We start from the raw sequence: 18,646 nt of genomic DNA, 5'->3' as shown, positions 1-18,646 counted from the left end.
GCAATGTCGTGGTTCTTGCCTGAACGTCGTGATCGCGTGGAGCGGCGGCGATGCCCGGTAAACGTCCGGCGCAACCCCGATGCGTAAATGCGGGTCAAGCCTTCGTAGGAATTTCGTTAAGAGCCTGCGTAACGGCGACTCCGTCTTCCGCCCACGTGTGCGTCTCTCGCCGCGCGTGCCGCGGAAGGCCCCAACGCCTCGTCCTGCAAGAACCCGCCCTCATGAGCCAGACACGTTCACGCTACTCGTTCAAACCTACCGTAATAGCCACGATGCTCAGCCTGTGCCTGGTGCAGGGCACTGCGCTGGCGCAGAGCACCGCCGGCGACATCGCCGGCAGCGCGGCCTATGTGCAAGGCGTGCAGATCCAGATCAAGAGCCTGGATAGCGGGACAGCCCGCGTCGTCGCGTTGGGCGCGGAAGGCAAGTTCCGCATCCCCGCGCTGCCGAGCGGCAGCTACGATGTCAGTCTCATCGAAAACGGCAATGTGGTCGCCACGCGCAACGTGATGGTCGTGGCCGGCAAGACGGTGACGGTCGATTTCGGCGAGCCGGCGACCAAGTCGTTGCGTGCCGTCACGGTCAAGGCGCCGATCGTGGTCAACGGCATCGACACCAGCAGCGTCGAATCGCGCAGCACCTTCAATGCCGCACAGTTGAACGAACTGCCGTTGCCGCGGGACGTGAGCAGCGTCGCCCGCATGACCCCAGGCACCTCGCAGGGCAGCGGCTATTTCGGCAACCTGAATTCGTTCGGTGGCGCGTCGGTGGCCGAGAACGCGTACTACGTCAACGGCATGAACATCACCGACTCCTACGACAGCCTGTCCTTCAGCGAGGTGCCGTGGCAGGCGATCGACCAGCTCGACGTGCAGACCGGCGGCTATGGCGCCGAGTACGGCTTTTCCACTGGCGGCGTCACCAGCGTCAACATCAAGCGCGGCACCAACGAGTGGCACGGCGGCGTGAGCATCGACTCGGCGCCTGACGCGTTGCGCGCGCACCTGGACGACGAGTATTTCCGCAGCGGCAGCCTGTACCGCCCGCAAAGCAACAACACCACCAACTCCAATACCTACTCGCTCTGGGAAGGCGGTCCGCTGATCCAGGACAAGCTGTTCGTGTTCGTGATCGGACAGTTTCAGCGCAACACCGGCAGCGTCTGGAACGGACGCACCGCGTCCACCAGCACCAGCAGCACCAGCTACGACTACAACACCAGCAAGCCGTACAAGCTGGTCAAGCTGGACTGGTTCCCGAACGATCGCAACCATCTGGAATTCACCGGCTTCGACGACAGCAGCCGGACCAGCTACGACTATTTCAAGACCTCGTTCAGCGGCGACGACGTAACCCGGACTACTTACAACGGCCGGCTCGTGTCCAAGAGCGGTGGTCCCACGACGGTCTTCAAGTGGACCAGCAACCTGACCGACAATCTGACCGCGTCGCTGCAATACGGCAAGATGAAGACCGTCAGCGAGCAATACACCAGAAGCCCGGACGGCACGACGACGACCTACGACGGCGATGTGAATTCCACCAGCAGCTCCGGCTGCCCGGTCACCTTCTATGCGTCGCGCTATACCGGTGCCGAAAACAGCTGCTACGCCAGTTCGACGCTGGGCATCAGCAATGGCTACAGCCAGCGCGAGGACACCCGGCTCGATTTCCAGTGGACGCTGGGCAACCACGATCTGTCCTTCGGCTACGACTACAACGACTTCACCGCTCGCCAGGGCACTTCGTATTCCGGCGGCCACTACTACTACTATTACAACGACAACTACGTCTACGACTACGTCTACAAGACCGGCGGCACCGTCGAGGTGAAGCAGAATTCGTGGTACGTGCAGGACAAGTGGCATGTCACCAGCAATTTCCTGCTGTCCTTGGGCATCCGCAACGATGGCTTCAAGAACTACAACACCGCCGGCGACGTGTTCGTCAAGCAGGACAACATCTGGCAGCCGCGCCTGGGCTTTTCCTGGGACGTGAACGGCGACGGCGCGTCGCGTCTGTTCGGCAACCTGGGACGCTACGCCCTGCCGATCGCCGCGAACGTCGCGCTGCGCGCGGCCAGCGCCTCGGTCTACTCGGAGACGCTGTACAGCTACAGCGGCGTCAGTTCGACCGGCGTGCCGCTCAACGCCTCGCAGATCGGCGACACCTACTACTACAACGGCGAGAACGGCACCTCGCCCAATGCGACAAGCGTGACCAGCAAGAACCTCAAGCCGTATACCCAGGACGAGGCGATCCTCGGTTACCAGTACACCTTGAACACCCAGAACGATTTCCTCAACAGCTGGGTGCTGGGAATCAAGGGAACCTACCGCAAGATCCACAACGCCATCGACGATACCTGTTCGACCCAGTCGCTCTACAACGCGGCCACTTCCGCCGGCTACGACACCTCGGCATGGGACGAGTGGACTGCGCCGGAAGGCGCTTCGGGTTGCTGGCTCTACAATCCCGGAAGCTCCTCCACCGTCAGTGTCGACGTCGATGGCGACGGCAAGCTCGATACCATCACCATGTCCGCCGATTCGCTCGGTTCCAAGGCCCGGCGCACCTACAAGGCGTTGACCCTGAGCGCGGAGAAGTCCACCGACACCTGGTATGCCAACGTCAATTACACGTGGTCGCAGAGCAAGGGCAACTACGAGGGCCTGGTCAAATCCAACAACGGCCAGTCGGATACCGGAACCACGGCGGATTTCGATTTCGCGCAGATCATGCAAGGCGCGTACGGCTTCCTTCCCAACGACCACATGCACACGCTGAAGCTCTATGGGGCCTACAAGTTCTCACCGGAATGGCAGGTCGGCCTGTCCCTGCAGGTGCAGTCGGGCGCTCCGATCAGCTGCTACGGCGGTGGCTACGGCACCTTGGATACCTACTACGGCTATGGGGCGCAGTGGCACGTGTGCAACGGCGAGATCAGCACCCAGGGAACGCAGGGGCGCACGCCGTGGACCTTCAACGCCAGTCCGAATCTGGTCTACAAGCCTGCCGCGATCAAGGGCCTGACGGCGCAACTCTCGCTGTTGAACGTCTTCAACAACGTCAAGCCGCTGCAGGTGTATCAGGCCTACGAGACCGTGAGCTCGTCCGGTACCAGCTACTACGAGTACTACAAGCTCGGTCAGTACTACCAAACGCCGCGCTATGCGCGTCTGCAGCTGATGTACGAATGGTGATGCGCCGGTGCCGTGCCCGAACGCACGGTCGGCGGACCCTGGCGTCCGCCATCGGCTAAAAGAGAACCCCGGTCTCGGCCGGGGTTTCTTTTTGCGGAAGGGCGTTGCCGGCGCGCACGGTGCGGAATATCTGGCGGTCCGCGCCGTGGGCGAGCCTCGCCGCCCTTGCGCGGATCAGTGCAGCGTCTTGATGGTCAGGTCCAGTGCGTCCTGGCCGTTCTCGCGCTGCAGGATGCGTACCGGCACCGGCATGTCCGGCACGATCCAGGCGATGATTTCCTTGGAGCCGTCGCTGCGGCTGACCTTGGTCGCCTGCTCGCTCTTGCCGTTGACGGTGATGGCTTCCTTGCCGGCCACCTTGTAGGTCATCGGCTTGGCGCGGCCCTCGTCGACCATGCGGTAGCTGGGGGTCTTGCCGGCGTTGACGTCGCGCGCGATCGCCAGGTTGATCAGCAGCGCGTCCATGTCGCCGGGCTGCAGCTTCACCGGGCCGCGGCGGTCGGGCTTGATGTCGCCGGCCCAGGTCGCCTGCGCGGTGCTCCAGTCGTAGTTGGCGGTCACTGCCTTCTTCTTGATCAGGAACAGCGAGCGGTCGTCGCTGCTGAGCGGGCGCAGCTGCCCGCCCTTTTCCTCGAACACGGTGCTCTGGCTCAGGTCGGCGACCTGGTTCTTGATCGACAGGCTGTAGCGCCAGCGGTTGTTGCCTTCGCTGGCCAGGGTCATCAAGCCGTTGGCCTGCATGCCCATGTAGCTGGCCTGGTAGTCCGCCTTGAACGGCTCCAGCGCCAGGGCGGGCAGGCTGGCCAGCGCCAGCAGGGCGGCGGCGACGGCGGACAGCGGGCGGGCGATGCATGTCATGGTCAGACTCCTTGGTATTCGGTCAGGCGCAGGTCGATGCGGTCTTCGCCGTCTTCGCGCTGCAGGATGCGCACCGGCGTCGGCACGCCGTTGGCGATCCACAGAATGGTCTCATTCTTGCCGCCGTTGGTGCGCGACACGCGCAGCGCGTCGTAGCTGATGTCGCCGACCTGCACCGTCTCGGTCTGCTCGGCGGCGTGGTAGATGTGTTCGCGCACCCGGCCGACATCGACGAAACGGTAGGTCATGGTCTTGCCCGGCTGCGCGTCGCGCATGATCGACAGGTTGATCAGCAGCGCGCTCTGGTCGCCAGGCTGCAGCGGGATCGGCTGCTGCCGGTCCTTCTTCAGGTCGCCGTCCCAGCGCGCCACGCCCTTGCTCCAGTCGTAGACGCCGGTGACCTTCTTGCCGAAGAACATCGCCTTCTTCACCGTGCTCTGGCTCTGCGGCACGTAGCGCCCGTCCTGGGTGCGGAACACCGTGCTCTGCTCGATGTTCAGGCCGAGGATGCTGGCGAAGCCGCTGCGTCCCTGCACGCCCAGGTCCACGCGCCATTCGTCGCCATTGCCGTGGCTGACTTCCATGCGCGCGTCGCCGGCCTGCTTGCCCTTGTACAGCGCCTGGTAGGTGGCCACGAACGGCTGCAGCGGCGGCGGCGTCCAGGCTTCGGCCGGCAGGCCCGGCGCCGCCGCGGCAGGCGCGCCGGGGGCGGCGGCCGTGGCCGGTGCGGCCTGGGCCGATGCCGGTGCAGATGGCGCAGGCGGCGGCGCCTGCGCGAGCACGCCGACGGCTGGCGCCAGCAGGCCGAGGCTGGCCACGGCGAGAACAGCGAACTGACGCGGAAGGAGCTTCATGGGATGGCTGCGAGGGAGGGGAGTTGGGCGCGAACACGACCAGTGCGCTTCGCGCTGCGACGTATTCAGGGAATCAGCATGCCCTGGCAATCTAGGCGCAGCGGACTAAACCGGCACTGACCGTCGAGCCAGACCCTGCCATCCCGTTCAGCCAGGCGCCCGGACGCGGCCAGCTGCAGCGCCGCGCACAGCAGCTGGTGCTCGCGCGGCAACAGGCGTTGCGCCAGGTCCTCCGGGCGGTCGCCGGGCTGCACCGGCACCCGCACCTGCGCGACCACCGCGCCGGCATCCAGTTCCGGCACCACGAAGTGCACGCTGGCGCCGTGTTCGGCATCGCCGGCCGCCAGCGCCTGCGCATGCGTGTGCAGGCCGCGGTACTTGGGCAGCAGCGACGGGTGGATGTTGAGCAGGCGGCCGGCGAAGCGCTGCACGAAGCCGGCGCCGAGGATGCGCATGTAGCCGGCGCAGACGATCCAGTCCGGCTGCACGGCGGCGACCGCGTCGCCCAGCGCCTGGTCGAAGGCGGCGCGGTCGGGGAAGCTGCCAGGCGCCGCCGACCAGCGCTGTGCCGGCGCCACCTTGGCCAACGCCGGCGCCTGCGCGCGGTCGCTGAACACGCCCGCCACCTGCGCGTCCAGCGCGCCGGCGGCGATCGCATCGAGCAGCGCCTGCAGGTTGGAGCCGCGGCCGGAGACCAGCACCGCAAGACGGATCGTCATCGGCGCGGGTCCCGGAACAGCGCGGCGCAGGCCGGGCGCTGCAGCGCCAGCAGGGTCCACACCCCCAGCGCGGTGCCGAGCGGGAAACCGAAACAGCCCAGCGTCGCGGCGGCCTTGCACAGCGTCAGCTGGCGGCGCCGGCGCAGCGCCAACGCGGCGGCCACGTTCGCCAGCAGCAACGCCAGCCCCAGCGCCAGCATCACCGAGAGCATGACGATCACCGCCTGGCCGTTGCGCTCGTCGTGGGCGCTCTGCCCGGCCGCGGTCTTGGCGGCTTCGTAGTGGATGCCGAAGGCGAGGAAGCCGCCCAGCAACAGCAGCGACAGGCCTTGCAGCCACGCCATCACCGCGTAAAGGGTCGCCAGGGTGCGGACATCCGATTCGGCGCGCAGGGACGCCATCCGATCCAGGTCCGGGGTGGGCAGGGGCGGGGGCGGCGACATCGTGCGGTCTCTAGCGCGGCGGTGGGAGGGGGTGGCCGGCACGCCGCCACGGCCAGGCGCTCGCGCAGCCCAGCGTGGCCAGCAGCATGTCCATGTGCGCGTCCCACGGATCGCCCTGCTGGCCGTTGTAGGACTCGGCCTGCTCCGGCGACAGCAGCAGCGCGATCAGCCACTCCAGCCATTCGTAGAGCAGGCTGGCGCACATGATCGCCATCGTCGCCAGCACGAACGCCTGCCGTGCGGTCAGCGCCGGCCAGCGCTGACGGGCGTAGTCGCGCAGCGCCGGCGCGAAGCACAGCCCGAACAGCAGGTGGATCAGCCGGTCGGTGTGGTTGCGCTGCCAGCCGAACGCGGCGTTCGGCGACCAGCCGCCGCTCAGCGTGCGCAGCCACTGGTCGTAGGGCACGTTGGAATACAGCCAGTGCGCGGCGATGTTGTGCACGCTGATGAACGCGCAGATCGCGGCGAAGTGCGCGCTGCGCAGCGGCCAGCGGCGGTCGTGCCAGACCAGCCAGGCGATGCCCAGCACCGCCAGCGAACTGTGCATCGCCTGTTCCGCCGGCCACAGCGGATGCACCCAGCTGGCGGTGAACACCGCCAGGGTCAGCGCCAGCCAGGCGCGTTTGCCCGCCGCCATGCGGCTCAGCCGATGTGCACGCGTTCGCCGGCGCCGGCCGCCACCACCGCGCCGATCTGCCAATGCGCCAGGCCCAGCGTGTCCAGGCTGCGCTCCAGCGCGGCGACCTGGTCGGGGGCGGCCACCAGCACGAAGCCGATGCCGCAGTTGAAGGTGCGCCACATCTCGCTGTCGGCGACCGCGCCTTCGCGCTGCAGCCATTCGAACACCGGCGGCAGGGTCCAGGCGCTGGCGCGGATGTCCAGGCCCAGGCCGTCGGGGATGACGCGGATGATGTTCTCGGTCAGGCCGCCGCCGGTGATGTGCGCCATCGCGTGGATGCCGTCGGCGTGCTCGCCGCGCAGCAGCGACAGGATCGGCTTGACGTACAGCGCGGTCGGCGCCATCAGCGCGTCGGCCAGGGTGGTGCCGCCGAGCTGCAGCTCGGCCGGGCGCCCGGCGCGGTCGTAGATGCGGCGGACCAGGGAATAGCCGTTGGAGTGCGGGCCGGAAGAGGCGATGCCGATCAGCACGTCGCCCTGGCGCACCTTGGCGCCGTCGAGCAGCTGCGACTTCTCCACCGCGCCGACGGTGAAGCCGGCCAGGTCGTATTCGCCTGGCGGGTACATGTCGGGCATTTCCGCGGTTTCGCCGCCGATCAGCGCGCAGCCGGCCAGTTCGCAGCCGCGGGCGATGCCGCCGACCACCGCCACGGTGGTCTCCACGTCGAGCTTGCCGGTGGCGAAGTAGTCCAGGAAGAACAGCGGCTCGGCGCCCTGCACCAGCACGTCGTTGACGCACATGCCGACCAGATCGATGCCGATGCTGTCGTGCCGGCCCAGCTGTTGCGCCAGCTTCAGCTTGGTGCCGACGCCGTCGGTGCCGGACACCAGCACCGGCTCGCGGTACTTGCCGGACAGGTCGAACAGCGCGCCGAAACCGCCCAGCCCGCCCATCACTTCGGGGCGGAAACTGCGCTTGACCAAGGGTTTGATGCGTTCGACGACGGCATTGCCGGCATCGATGTCGACGCCGGCGTCGCGGTAGGTCAACGGGGCGGCGGCGGGGGTCTTGGGAGTGGTCACGGGCGGTGGCGTCGGCGGAAAGACGGCGATTTTAACAGGCCGCATTGGCGCTACGACCGCATTCGGGCAACAATTCGCCCCGGATACGCCGAGCAATGGAACCTTCGATGCGCCGCAGCCTTGCCTTACTCCTGTCTTTCGCGCTGTGCCTGCCTGCCGCGGCCGCCCTGGCCCAGGCCGGTCTGCGCACCGAAGGCGACGTCGCCGGCGCGCAGAGCCCCTACGACGCCGAGGTGCCGGTCAACAGCCAGAGCGAGGCCGACCGCAACGGCGCGGTGGCGCGCGCGCTGGGCGTGGTGCTCGGCAAGATCTCCGGCGACCGCGCGGTGATGTCGCGCCCGGGGGTGACCCAGGCGCTGCGCAACGCCAAGAACTTCGTCGACAGCTACGACTACCGCCAGGACCAGGGCACCTCGCCGAGCGGCGCGCCGACCTTCCGTACCACCTTGATCGCGCGCTTCCGGCAGAGCGACGTCGACGGCCTGGCCGCGGCGTTGGGCCTGCCGCTGTGGCCGCAGCCGCGGCCCAAGCCGGTGCTGTGGCTGGCGATCGACGACGGCAGCGGCCCGCGCCTGGTCGGCGTGCAGCAGTCCAATGCCGCGCGCAGCGTGCTGGACCGGGCGATCGAGCGCGGCTACCGGCTCGGCCTGCCTACCGGCAGCGCCGCCGAGCAGGCGCTGGTCGGCGCGATCTGGCGCCAGGACACCGCCGCGGTGGCCAGCGCCTCGTCGCGCTACAGCCCGCCGATGCAGCTGATCGGCAAGCTGTACCGCAGCAAGTCCGGCGGCTGGACCGCCGACTGGGTGTTCGTCGACAGCGGCAAGACGCTGTCCAGCTGGTCGGTCAGCGACGCCGACGCGCGCCGGGCCATGGCCGCCGGCGCCGACGGTGCCGCCGACGCGCTGGTCAAGCGCTACGCCAAGGCGGCCAGCACCGGGCCGGCCGGCGTGTACCGGGTGGTGATCAGCGGCATCCGTAGCGCCGACGACTACCTGCGCGTGTCCGCGGCGCTGCAGAACACCTCGGTGGTGCGGCGCATCGTGCCGATCCAGGCCAGCGGCGACCGCCTGGAACTGGATCTGGACCTGCTCAGCGGCGTGTCCGGGCTGAACCGCATGCTCGGCGCCGACAGTCCGCTGCAGCCGGTGACGGTGCCGGTCGAGGGCGGTCCGATCATCCTCAATACCGAGCGCACGGAGTACCGGCTCAAATGACGCTGTCCCCCGAAGCGGAAATCGCCCAGTTCCTGCGCCGCCTGAAATGGGCCGCGGTGATCCTGGGCGTGCTGTGGGTGATCGCGTTGCTGGCGCCGATTCTGACCCCGTTCGTGCTGGCGCTGCTGCTGGGCTGGCTCGGCGATCCGCTGGTCGATCGCCTGGAGCGCGCCGGCCGTTCGCGCAACATGGCGGTGACCCTGGTGTTCGTGCTGATGCTGCTGTTGCTGGTGCTGGCGCTGCTGATCCTGGTGCCGATGCTGGAGCGGCAGATCGTCACCTTCATCGATGTGCTGCCGCAGGCGCGCGACTGGTTCACCGGCACCGCGATCCCGTGGGCCGAGCAGAAGACCGGGCTGCAGTTGATGGCCTGGCTGGATCCGGAGCGGCTGATCGAATGGATCCGCGGCCACTGGCAGCAGGCCGGCGGCGTCGCCGCGACCTTCTTCGGCTATCTGTCGCGCTCGGGTTTCGCGATGGTCACCTGGGTGGTGAACCTGGTGCTGCTGCCGATCCTGACCTTCTACTTCCTGCGCGACTGGGACATCCTGGTCGAGCGCGTGGCCGCGACCATTCCGCGCAACCACGTCGCCACGGTCGGCCGCCTGGCGCGGCAGTCCAACGACGTGCTGGGCGCGTTCATCCGCGGCCAGTTCCTGGTGATGCTGGCGCTGGGGGTGATCTACGCCGGCGGGCTGAGCCTGATCGGGCTCAATCTGGGCCTGCTGATCGGCATCGTCGCCGGCCTGATCAGCTTCATCCCGTACCTGGGTGCGACCACCGGCATCCTGCTGGCGATCCTGGCGGCGCTGGTCCAGTCCAAGGGTTTCGACCTGCAGCTGATGATCCTGGTCGGCGTGGTGTTCACCGTCGGCCAGTTGCTGGAAAGCTACGTGCTGACCCCGCGCATCGTCGGCGACAAGATCGGTCTGCACCCGGTGGCGGTGATCTTCGCGGTGATGGCCGGCGGGCAGCTGTTCGGCTTCCTCGGCATGCTGCTGGCGCTGCCGGTGGCGGCGGTGGCCAACGTGCTGCTGCACTACCTGCACGAGCAGTACCGGCAGAGCGAACTGTATGCCGGCGACAAGTCGGCGATCCTGCTCGATGGCAGCGCCGAGCGCGCGCCGCTGATCGAACTGCCGCCGCGTAGCCCCGACCAGCCGTGAGCGTGCCGCAGCTGCCGTTGGCGTTGCGCTATCCGCCGGAGCAGCGCTTCGACCGCTATGTCGGCGCCCCGGCCGGCCTGCTGGCGCAATTGCAGGCCGTCGCCGACGGCCGCGACGTGGACTGGATCTACCTGTCCGGTCCCGCCGGCACCGGCAAGACCCATCTGGCGCTGGCGCTGTGCGCGGCGGCCGAGCAGGCCGGGCGCAGCGCCGCCTACCTGCCGCTGCAGGCCGCGTCCGGGCGCCTGCGCGACGCGCTGGAAGCGCTGGAAGGCCGCGACGTGGTCGCGCTGGACGGGCTGGAGGCGATCGCCGGGCAGCGCGAGGACGAAGTGGCGCTGTTCGATTTCCACAACCGCGCGCGCAGCGCGGGGGGCACCCTGTTGTACACCGCGCAGGCGATGCCCGACGGGCTGGCGCTGAATCTGCCCGACCTGCGCTCGCGGCTGGCGCAATGCACGCGCATCGCGCTGTCGCCGCTGGACGACGCCGGCCGCGCCGCGGTGCTGCGCGAGCGCGCGCAACGCCGCGGGCTGGTGCTGGAGGATGCGGCGATCGACTGGCTGCTGACCCATGCCGGCCGCGACCTGGCCGGCCTGGTCGCGTTGCTGGAGCGGCTGGACCGCGAATCGCTGGCGGCGCAGCGGCGGGTCACGGTGCCGTTCTTGCGCAGGCTGGGAATGGGGAGTGGGGAATCGGGAATGGGGAAGAGCTGACACTCCGCAACCGGAAGCCGTGCTGCGAACTCGGTACGCGATTTTCCCTGCTTGGGCGATGCACGGACGTCCCCGATCTCCCAAGAACTCGACGCACGCGTTCGCATTTCATCGGCCGTGCCCTGGCGTGCCGTTCTCGGAATCGACGTTCTTGGAGGGGGCTGCGCGCCAGCGTGACGCGGGCAACCCCGCGGGAACCTCAGCTTTTCCCCATTCCCGATTCCCCATTCCCCATTCCCAGCTCTCCATCCAACGCTGCCAGCCGCTGCGGCGTGCCGACGTCGGTCCAGCGGCCGCGATGGTGCAGGCCATGGATGGCGCCGTCGCGCATGTGCGCACGCAGGATCGGCGCCAAGGCGAATCGAGGCGGCGTGCCGTGGTCGGCAATCGGCGTAGCGAACGCCGCCTGCCAATCGCGCAGCAGCTCCGGCCGATAGACGCCCACGCCGGCGTAGGTCAGCAGCGGCGCGCCGTCGCTGCGCAGCGTGGCGTCGGCATGCAGCGCGAAATCGCCGTGCGCCGCGTAGGCCGGCGGATCGACCAGCACCAGCTGCGCCAGCCCGGCCGGCTCCGGCGCCAGCTGCGCGAAATCGAAATCGGTCCAGATGTCGCCGTTGACCAGCAGGAACGGCGCCGGCCCGAGCAGCGGGAGTGCGTGCAGCATGCCGCCGCCGGTCTCCAGCGGCGTGGCGCCTTCGTAGGAATAGGCGATGCGCAGGCCGAACGCGCTGCCGTCGCCGAGCGCCTGCGGGAACTGCTCGGCCAGCCACGAGGTGTTGATCACCACGTCGCGCACGCCGAGTGCGGCGAGTTTGCGCAGGTGCCAGACGATCAACGGCGTGCCGCCCACGCTCAGCAGCGGTTTGGGCGTGCGTTCGGTCAGCGGCCGCATGCGTTCGCCGAAGCCGGCGGCGAAGATCAGCGCCTTCATGCGTCGGCCGCCGCGCGCTGCGCCAGCGCCGGCTTGATCCGCGTCTCCAGCAACTGCGCCAGCGGCTGCAGGGCGGGGTGGCGCGGCAACACCTCGTCGAGGTAGCCGATGAAGCGCGGCACGTTGTCCAGGTACCAGGCCTTGCCGTCGCGGTAGTTCAGCCGCGCGAAGATGCCCAGGTTCTTCAGGTGCCGCTGCACGCCCATCCAGTCCGCATCGCGCAGGAACTGGGCCAGCGGCGGCAGCGCGATCCCGGCCTGCAGCGCGCGCGCGTGGTAGCGCGCCAGCCAGCCATCGACCCGCGCCAGCGGCCAGCTCACCGTGGTGTCCTTGAACAGGCTGACCGGATCGTAGGCGACCGGGCCGAGCACGCAGTCCTGGAAATCCAGTACCGCCGGGCCGTCGGCCACCGGCATCAGGTTGCGCGGCATGAAGTCGCGGTGCACCAGCACCCGCGGCTGCGCCAGCGCGTTGTCCATCAAGCGGCGCTGCACCAGTTCGAGCGCGTCGATTTCGGCGCAGTCCAGGTCCAGGCCCAGGTGCCGACGCAGGAACCACTCGTCGAACAAGCCGGCGTCGCGCTGCAGCAGCGCCTCGCCGAACACGCCCAGTTCCGGCGGCGGCGCGATCGCCTGCAGCCGCAGCAGTTGCCCGAGCGCGGCATCGAAGTGGGCATCGGCCGAGGCAGCGTCCAGCGTCTGCGCCAGGGTCGGCCCGCCCAGATCTTCCAGCAGCAGGAAGCCGGCCTCCGCGTCCTGCGCCAGGATCGCCGGCACGCGCACGCCGCCTTGCTGCAGCAGCGCATGCATGTGCAACCACGGACGCACGTCCTCCAGGCCGGGCGGCGAATCCATCAGCACGCGGCTGGCGCCTGCGCCGTGGCTGCGCCAGTAGCTGCGCCAGCCGGCGTCGATCGACGCGCGCTGCAGCGTCGCCTGCGTATCGCCCAATGCGGTGCGCGCCCAGTGTTGGCGTTGTGCTGCGCGCAGGTCCGGCGCGTCGGGAAGATCGGTGCTGGAACTCATCGGTACGCTGCGGCGGACATTGGCCGCACAGCGTAAACGTGCGGCGTCGGCATGGCGAGCCGTGCCGGCGCCGCGGTGCGGCCTCAGCGCTTGCCGAGGAACAGCCGCAACAGCGCGAGCAGGGCGATGGCGCCGAGCAGCGCACCGAGGAAGCCGGCCGGCTCGCCGCGGCTGTACCAGCCCATGTAGTGGCCGAACCAGCCGGCCACCAGCGCGCCGGCGATGCCGAGCACGACGGTGAACAGGCAGCCGGAGCGGCCGCCGCTCGGACCCAGGAAGCGCGCCAGCAGGCCGACCACGAAGCCGACCAGGATGACGTACAGCCAACTGTCGCTGCCGAACAGGTTGTGCATGGGAGCGTACCGAAACGTGGAAGTGAAGCGGATCGTGCCAGATTCGGCCGCTACGCGGCGTACATGGCGCAGTGGCGGGCGACGCCCTTTAAGCGGCCGTGCAGGCGCGGCTCGTGCAGGCGCTGCAGCGATGCACCGGGTCTGGCCGCGCCTGCAGCATGGCGGCCGTCGTCGCCGACGGCCGCCGCACGCTCAGCAGCAGCCGTGCCCGCCGTGCTGCTCGCCGCCGGCCACCGCGGCGCTGCCGGTGGTCTCGCCGCGCACGCTGGCCGCATGGTGCTCGGCGATCACCCTCGACACGCAGGCGGTGACCCGCTTGCCCATCGGAATGTGCAGGAACTCGTTGGGCCCGTGCGCGTTGGAGTGCGGGCCGAGCACGCCGGTGATCATGAACTGCGCACCGGGGAACTTCTCGCCGAGCATGCCCATGAACGGGATCGAGCCGCCTTCGCCCATGTACATCGCCGGCTTGCCGAACGCCGCCTGCGAGGCGGCCTCGATCGCGTCGGTCAGCCACGGCGACTGCGCCGGCGCGTTCCAGCCCGAGGACGACTTCTCCAGCGCCAGCGACACCTCGGCACCGTACGGCGGATCGCGCAGCAACACGTCCTTCAGCAACTCGCCGGCGCGCTTGCCGTCCAGCGTCGGCGGCAGGCGCAGCGACAGCTTCACCGCGGTCTGCGGGCGCAGCACGTTGCCGGCCGAGGCCAGCGGCGGCAGGCCGTCGGCACCGGTCACCGACAGGGCCGGGCGCCAGGTGCGGTTGAGCACCAGTTCGGTCAGGTCCTCGTCCATCGGGGTCATCCCCGGCAGGAACGGGAACTTGCTGTAGACCTCGTCGCCGAGCACCTCGGCGACCTTGCGCGCCTGCGCCAGGCGTTCTTCCGGAATCTCCGAATACAGGCCCTCGATCTTGATCTTGCCGGTGGCCTCGTCCTCCAGCCGCGACAGCAGGTCGCGCAGCACGCGGAAGCTGGACGGCACCACGCCGGACGCATCGCCCGAATGCACGCCTTCGCTGAGCACCTTGACGCTGAAGTTGCCGCCGGCCAGGCCGCGCAGCGAGGTCGTGCACCACAGCTGCTCGTAGTTGCCGCAGCCCGAATCCAGGCACACCACCAGCGACGGCTTGCCGATGCGTTCGGCCAGGTGATCGACGTAGGCGGGCAGGTCGTAGCTGCCCGATTCCTCGCAGGCCTCGATCAGGATCACGCAGCGCGCATGCGGGATGCCCTGGTCCTGCAGCGCCAGGATCGCGGCCAGCGAACCGAACAGCGCATAGCCGTCGTCGGCGCCGCCGCGGCCGTACAGGCGGTCGCCCTTGAGCACCGGCGTCCACGGACCCAGGTCGTCGTCCCAGCCGGTCATTTCCGGCTGCTTGTCCAGGTGCCCGTACAGCAGCACCGTGTCCGCGCCGGTCTCCGCGCCGGTGGCCGGCACTTCCAGATAGATCAGCGGCGTGCGCCCTTCCAACTGCACCACCTCCACCGCCAGGCCAGGGATGGCCTGCGCGCGCGCCCAGCGCTCCATCAGCCGCACCGCATCGTCCATGTAGCCATTGGCGACCCAATCGGCGTCGAACATCGGCGATTTGTTGGGGATGCGGATGTAATCGACCAGTTGCGGGACGATGTCCTCGTCCCACTTCTCGCTCAGGAAACGGTCGATCTTGGCACTGTCCATGGAGCACTCCAGCTTTGTTGCAAAAGAAAGTGACGCACATTCTACGCCGCGACCGCCGTGTAGGGTTTTTCCTACACGTTGACGCGCCGTTTACCTGCTGTTTGGAAAGGGCGTTGGCGATAGGCTGTACCCATGTGGCGAGGGATGCTTTCGACACCGGCAGGAGAGGCCGGTGAAGTCCCCATCCAAGTCACAAGGAGTGTTGCCATGCAGTCTTTTATCGTGGTCCTGAAGTCTCTGGTCCTGGCGTTGCTGCTGACCGGTTCCGCGCTCGCCGCGGACAAGGTCAACATCAACTCCGCTAGTGCAGCGGAAATCGACCGGGTGTTGTTGAACGTGGGTGCCTCCAAGGCACAGGCGATCGTCGACTACAGACAGGCACACGGCCCCTTCAAAAGCGTCGAGGACCTGACGCAGGTGAAGGGAATCGGACTCAAGACGGTCGAACGGAACCACGACCGGATCGAAGTGGGAGCCACGAAGGCGACCACGCCGACGGTAGCCAAGACGGCAGCCGCCAAGCCGGTGGAAAGGCGTTAAACGGATTTAAGGATTAAACGGATTTAAAGGCATTCAAGGGATTTGAAAGGACAGAGGATACGGCTGGCGCAGGACGCGCGGTCGCGACCTCGCTGAGCAGGACGCTCAGCGGGGGAGGCAGGAAGCCGACAAGGACGTACATCGTCGCCCGGTGTTGCACAATGACGTGCAGCCGGGCGACGTTTTTTATGGGCGAAGGTTTTTTGTCGGGCGCTTCGCGCCGGTCTGCTCGCCGCGATCCGGTACTCCTGCTATCGGTGGCTGCCAGAGCGGCGCGCCGATGCGCCTGCGCTGGCGAGACCCGCCGACGTCGCCGAACGGGTGATGGCCCGTCGCGATTCTCGCAAGACCGCTGGCTGGTGCTCGCCGACGCCGTTCGTACTTGCCGACGGCTGGGGGGTAGGCGCGGGAAACCGCAGATGCCTGCCGATGTCGCTGCCTCCGGCAGCGCCGCCGGATCGTGCAGAATGCGCCGATGGACTGGTGCAACATGCCTTCGCGGGTGATCCCCGCCAACGACTACCGCCGCGAGCGCTGGCGTAACGGACTGGGTTGGACGCGGGAGATCCTGCGCCTGCCGCAAGCGGACAGCGACGACTGGCTGCTGCGCCTGTCGATCGCCGAGATCGAGCAGGACGCGGCCTTTTCCAGTTTTCCCGGCATCGATCGGGAACTGGTGCTGCTGCGCGGCGCCGGCCTGCGCCTGCGCTTCGACGACGGCGCGGTGCACCTGCTCGAGCCGCCGTATGCGCGGCTGCGCTTCGCCGGCGAGCGGCCGCTGCGCGGCGAACTGCTCGACGGCCCCACCCACGACTTCAACCTGATGTGGCGTCGCGACCGCCTGCGCACGCAACTGCTGCATCGGCCTCTGGTCGGGCCGATGCTGTTCTTCGCCGAACCTGGAATCCGTTGGGTCGTTCATCTTCTGGCAGGGCAGGCGCAGTTCGATGAGGGCTGCGGATTGCCGCCGCTGGCCGCCGGCGACAGCGCCTGGTTGGCCGCCAACACCAGGCAGCGCTTCGCTTTGAGCGGTGGCGGCGAGCTGCTGGCAATCCGCATCGAGCCGCTGGCGATGCCCGCCGACTGAGCTTCCTACGCCACGCGCGTGGCTCTTGCGGGGTTGCCGCCGACCGCGTCCAATGCGCGAACGCGGCTATCCCGGAGCCGTGGACCGGAACGAACAGGTGGCCTCGGATAACAGCAGGTGGTTGGCGAAAGTATTGGTAGTGGACGACGACGCGGCCTTGCGCGACCGGATTCGCGATTATCTGGCCCGTTTCAACTTGCAGACCCACGATGCCGAAAACGGCGTGCAGCTGTATGCGCAGCTGGCGGCCGATCGCTACGACGCGGTGCTGCTCAATGCCGGCCTCGGCGGCGGCGAAGGGCTGAACCTGTGTCGGCAGCTGCGCGACCGCGGCGGCATCGCGATCGTGATGATGGCCGACCAGGCGGAGCCGGTGGATCGGGTGATCGGCCTGGATCTGGGCGCGGACGACTATTTGAGCCGGCCGCTGGACCTGCGCGAACTGGTGGCGCGGCTCAACGCAGTGTTGCGGCGTACCCGTGCGGCACCGCCGCCAGCGCCGGCGCAGGACGGCGCGTGGCAGGTCGATGCCTACCGGCACCAGGCGGTGGCGCCGGATGGGCGCGCGATCCCGTTGTCGCCCAGCGAATTGCGCTTGATGGCGGTGTTCCTCGAGCAGCCTGGCAACGTGCTCAGTCGCGAGGACCTGCGGGCGGCGATCGGCGACAGCGACGGCAGCGTTCCCCAGGGCGGTCGCGGCATCGATCTGCAGGTCTCGCGGCTGCGGCAGAAGCTGGGCGACGACCCGCTGGTGCCGCAATGGATCCGCACCGTGCGCGGCAAGGGCTATCTGTTCGAGCCGCATCGGTTGGGGATGCCTGCCGCACGCTGATCCCGTGCCGCGTTGCAGGCGGCATGGAGATCGCTTCAGTCGTGCCTGCACGCCGGGCATCGCCGATCCGCGTGTCAGCTGCCGGTACCGCTCGCGGTGCCGCGCATGGCCGCGCCCATGCGGCTGGCGCGATGAGACTGCCGGCGCGCGCGGCACGTGTTCGACCAGCGGGTGCCGCGCGCCGCTTCGCATTGTCGGTCGCGGCTGCAATGTGATGTTTATCGCGTGTTTCAATATCGATACAAAGCCGATATCTGGCTGACAAACCCTGCATCGACACTGCCTACGTCGGGTTGCCGCGTCGGCGCAGCCATGACCGCAGCGATGGCTGCATTCCACGACTGCACTTCATGACCACAGGGGGTCAACATGATCAGCAGCATCAGCAGTGGCAGTTCGGCCTATGCCGTCAGCCGTACCAGCACGGCCAGCAGTGCGCTAGCGCAGACGATGCAGGCCGAAAAGCAGAATCCGCTCCAGCAATTGTTCAAGAGCATCGACAGCGACGGCGACGGCAGCCTCAGCAGTTCCGAGCTGAGCACGGCGTTGAAGTCCAGCGACAGCGACACCGATTCCAGCATCGATATCGATGGCTTGCTTGGCATGCTCGACCAGGATGGCGGCGGCACCGTCAGCGAAAGCGAGTTCGCCCAGGCCTTGCAGCCGCCGCCGCCGCGTGGCGATGGCGGTGGCGACAAGGTGGACGCCGAATCGCTGCTCAACAGCCTGGACACCGATGGCGACGGCACCATCAGCAGCGAGGAGTTGAGCGCAGCGAGCCAGGGCAGCGACAGCAGCGATCTGTTCGCCACGCTCGACAGCGACCAGGATGGGGGGATCAGCCTGCAGGAGCTGAAGGAAGGCACGCGTCCGATGGGACCGCCGCCGCCGCGGGGGGCGGAGGGCAGCGATGCCGCCAGCGCCGGTACCGGCAGTTCCAGCGCCTCCGGTTCAAGCAGCGACAGCAGCGCGCAGGATGCCTATGCCTTGCTGGCCCAGCTGGCATCGAACCAATACCGCAGCTTCGGCGGCGCCGCCAGCGCATCGAGTTCGTTCTCCGTCGCCGCCTGACCGCGGCGGTCCGCCCTCGTGGCGGACCGTCCGCCCCGTGGTGCGCCGCTGGCGCACGGCACGTCCGGTGCCGACGCAGCGCAGGGATCATTCAGGCGATTCGCACGGCATCGGCGCGCGCATTGCGCATCCCGCATGTCTCGGGGCACGCCTGCGGACAGCGGTAAGCGCGCACTCGACGGCATTGCCGACCTGGCTCGCATGATCGTGCTTCATGCGCATCGGCGCGCAGTGGAGCGATGGCGTACGG

18 protein-coding genes are annotated in these 18,646 nt (G+C 68.3%); 8 read left to right on the top strand and 10 right to left on the bottom strand.

Annotated elements, in window-relative coordinates:
• Window positions 1-221 precede the first annotated feature (221 nt).
• Complete coding sequence (locus H9658_RS13735) at window positions 222-3,203, top strand: TonB-dependent receptor (RefSeq protein ID WP_191825745.1); 2,982 nt, start codon at window positions 222-224, stop codon at window positions 3,201-3,203.
• A gap of 174 nt (window positions 3,204-3,377) precedes the next feature.
• On the opposite strand, the gene H9658_RS13730 is transcribed toward H9658_RS13735, so the two are convergent.
• The 6 genes from H9658_RS13730 to purM all read right to left on the bottom strand — a co-directional run bounded on the left by H9658_RS13730 (window position 3,378) and on the right by purM (window position 7,745).
• Window positions 3,378-4,061: a DUF3108 domain-containing protein gene (locus tag H9658_RS13730; protein WP_191825744.1), complete on the bottom strand. Its 684-nt coding sequence runs from the start codon at window positions 4,059-4,061 to the stop codon at window positions 3,378-3,380.
• Between the two features lie 2 nt (window positions 4,062-4,063).
• Window positions 4,064-4,915: a DUF3108 domain-containing protein gene (locus tag H9658_RS13725; RefSeq protein WP_179566223.1), complete on the bottom strand. Its 852-nt coding sequence runs from the start codon at window positions 4,913-4,915 to the stop codon at window positions 4,064-4,066.
• A 65-nt stretch (window positions 4,916-4,980) separates the two neighbouring features.
• The gene (purN, locus tag H9658_RS13720; RefSeq protein ID WP_191825743.1) at window positions 4,981-5,634 is read right to left on the bottom strand and encodes a phosphoribosylglycinamide formyltransferase; all 654 of its coding nucleotides are present in this window, start codon (window positions 5,632-5,634) and stop codon (window positions 4,981-4,983) included.
• Entirely contained in the window at window positions 5,631-6,035 is a 405-nt protein-coding gene (locus tag H9658_RS13715; RefSeq protein WP_225209956.1) for a hypothetical protein, read from the bottom strand. The genes purN and H9658_RS13715 overlap by 4 nt, the downstream gene beginning before the upstream one ends.
• A gap of 52 nt (window positions 6,036-6,087) precedes the next feature.
• Entirely contained in the window at window positions 6,088-6,714 is a 627-nt protein-coding gene (locus H9658_RS13710; protein ID WP_191825741.1) for a DUF2238 domain-containing protein, read from the bottom strand.
• A 5-nt stretch (window positions 6,715-6,719) separates the two neighbouring features.
• Entirely contained in the window at window positions 6,720-7,745 is a 1,026-nt protein-coding gene (purM, locus tag H9658_RS13705) for a phosphoribosylformylglycinamidine cyclo-ligase (RefSeq protein WP_179567929.1), read from the bottom strand.
• A 128-nt stretch (window positions 7,746-7,873) separates the two neighbouring features.
• On the opposite strand from purM, the gene H9658_RS13700 reads away from it, so the two are divergent.
• Genes H9658_RS13700 through hda form a run of 3 tightly spaced genes read left to right on the top strand, consistent with a single transcriptional unit; the run spans window position 7,874 to window position 10,874 of the window.
• Window positions 7,874-8,992, top strand: coding sequence for a DUF2066 domain-containing protein (locus H9658_RS13700; protein ID WP_191825740.1), 1,119 nt, complete (start codon window positions 7,874-7,876; stop codon window positions 8,990-8,992).
• A complete protein-coding gene (locus tag H9658_RS13695; protein ID WP_185822641.1) occupies window positions 8,989-10,158 on the top strand; it encodes an AI-2E family transporter in 1,170 nt (389 codons plus the stop codon). The genes H9658_RS13700 and H9658_RS13695 overlap by 4 nt, the downstream gene beginning before the upstream one ends.
• Window positions 10,155-10,874 (top strand): DnaA regulatory inactivator Hda, encoded by a 720-nt coding sequence (hda, locus tag H9658_RS13690; protein ID WP_179566212.1) that lies wholly within the window; start codon window positions 10,155-10,157, stop codon window positions 10,872-10,874. The genes H9658_RS13695 and hda overlap by 4 nt, the downstream gene beginning before the upstream one ends.
• Window positions 10,875-11,073: 199 nt before the next feature.
• On the opposite strand, the gene murU is transcribed toward hda, so the two are convergent.
• The 4 genes from murU to H9658_RS13670 form a co-directional block, all read right to left on the bottom strand.
• The gene (gene murU, locus H9658_RS13685; protein ID WP_191825739.1) at window positions 11,074-11,805 is read right to left on the bottom strand and encodes an N-acetylmuramate alpha-1-phosphate uridylyltransferase MurU; all 732 of its coding nucleotides are present in this window, start codon (window positions 11,803-11,805) and stop codon (window positions 11,074-11,076) included.
• Window positions 11,802-12,830 carry an aminoglycoside phosphotransferase family protein gene (locus H9658_RS13680; protein ID WP_191825738.1) on the bottom strand — a complete coding sequence of 343 codons (1,029 nt, stop codon included), beginning with the start codon at window positions 12,828-12,830 and terminating at the stop codon, window positions 11,802-11,804. The genes murU and H9658_RS13680 overlap by 4 nt, the downstream gene beginning before the upstream one ends.
• An 83-nt stretch (window positions 12,831-12,913) precedes the next feature.
• The gene (locus tag H9658_RS13675) at window positions 12,914-13,183 is read right to left on the bottom strand and encodes a GlsB/YeaQ/YmgE family stress response membrane protein (protein ID WP_179566206.1); all 270 of its coding nucleotides are present in this window, start codon (window positions 13,181-13,183) and stop codon (window positions 12,914-12,916) included.
• A 192-nt stretch (window positions 13,184-13,375) separates the two neighbouring features.
• Window positions 13,376-14,866 carry a M20 family metallopeptidase gene (locus tag H9658_RS13670; protein ID WP_191825737.1) on the bottom strand — a complete coding sequence of 497 codons (1,491 nt, stop codon included), beginning with the start codon at window positions 14,864-14,866 and terminating at the stop codon, window positions 13,376-13,378.
• Between the two features lie 132 nt (window positions 14,867-14,998).
• Between H9658_RS13670 and H9658_RS13665 the strand changes: the two genes are divergently transcribed.
• The 4 genes from H9658_RS13665 to xopAW all read left to right on the top strand — a co-directional run bounded on the left by H9658_RS13665 (window position 14,999) and on the right by xopAW (window position 18,396).
• Window positions 14,999-15,406, top strand: a complete 408-nt coding sequence (locus H9658_RS13665; RefSeq protein ID WP_179566202.1) for a ComEA family DNA-binding protein — start codon at window positions 14,999-15,001, stop codon at window positions 15,404-15,406.
• 490 nt (window positions 15,407-15,896) lie between these two features.
• Window positions 15,897-16,493, top strand: a complete 597-nt coding sequence (locus H9658_RS13660; RefSeq protein ID WP_191825769.1) for a HutD family protein — start codon at window positions 15,897-15,899, stop codon at window positions 16,491-16,493.
• A 121-nt stretch (window positions 16,494-16,614) separates the two neighbouring features.
• Complete coding sequence (locus H9658_RS13655) at window positions 16,615-17,325, top strand: response regulator transcription factor (protein ID WP_225209954.1); 711 nt, start codon at window positions 16,615-16,617, stop codon at window positions 17,323-17,325.
• A gap of 369 nt (window positions 17,326-17,694) precedes the next feature.
• Window positions 17,695-18,396, top strand: a complete 702-nt coding sequence (gene xopAW, locus H9658_RS13650) for an EF-hand domain-containing protein (RefSeq protein ID WP_191825736.1) — start codon at window positions 17,695-17,697, stop codon at window positions 18,394-18,396.
• Window positions 18,397-18,646: the final 250 nt, after the last annotated feature.

Source organism: Xanthomonas bonasiae (genome assembly GCF_014836395.1).
Classification (GTDB): domain Bacteria; phylum Pseudomonadota; class Gammaproteobacteria; order Xanthomonadales; family Xanthomonadaceae; genus Xanthomonas_A; species Xanthomonas_A bonasiae.
This window is presented reverse-complemented; position numbering and strand designations above follow the sequence as displayed.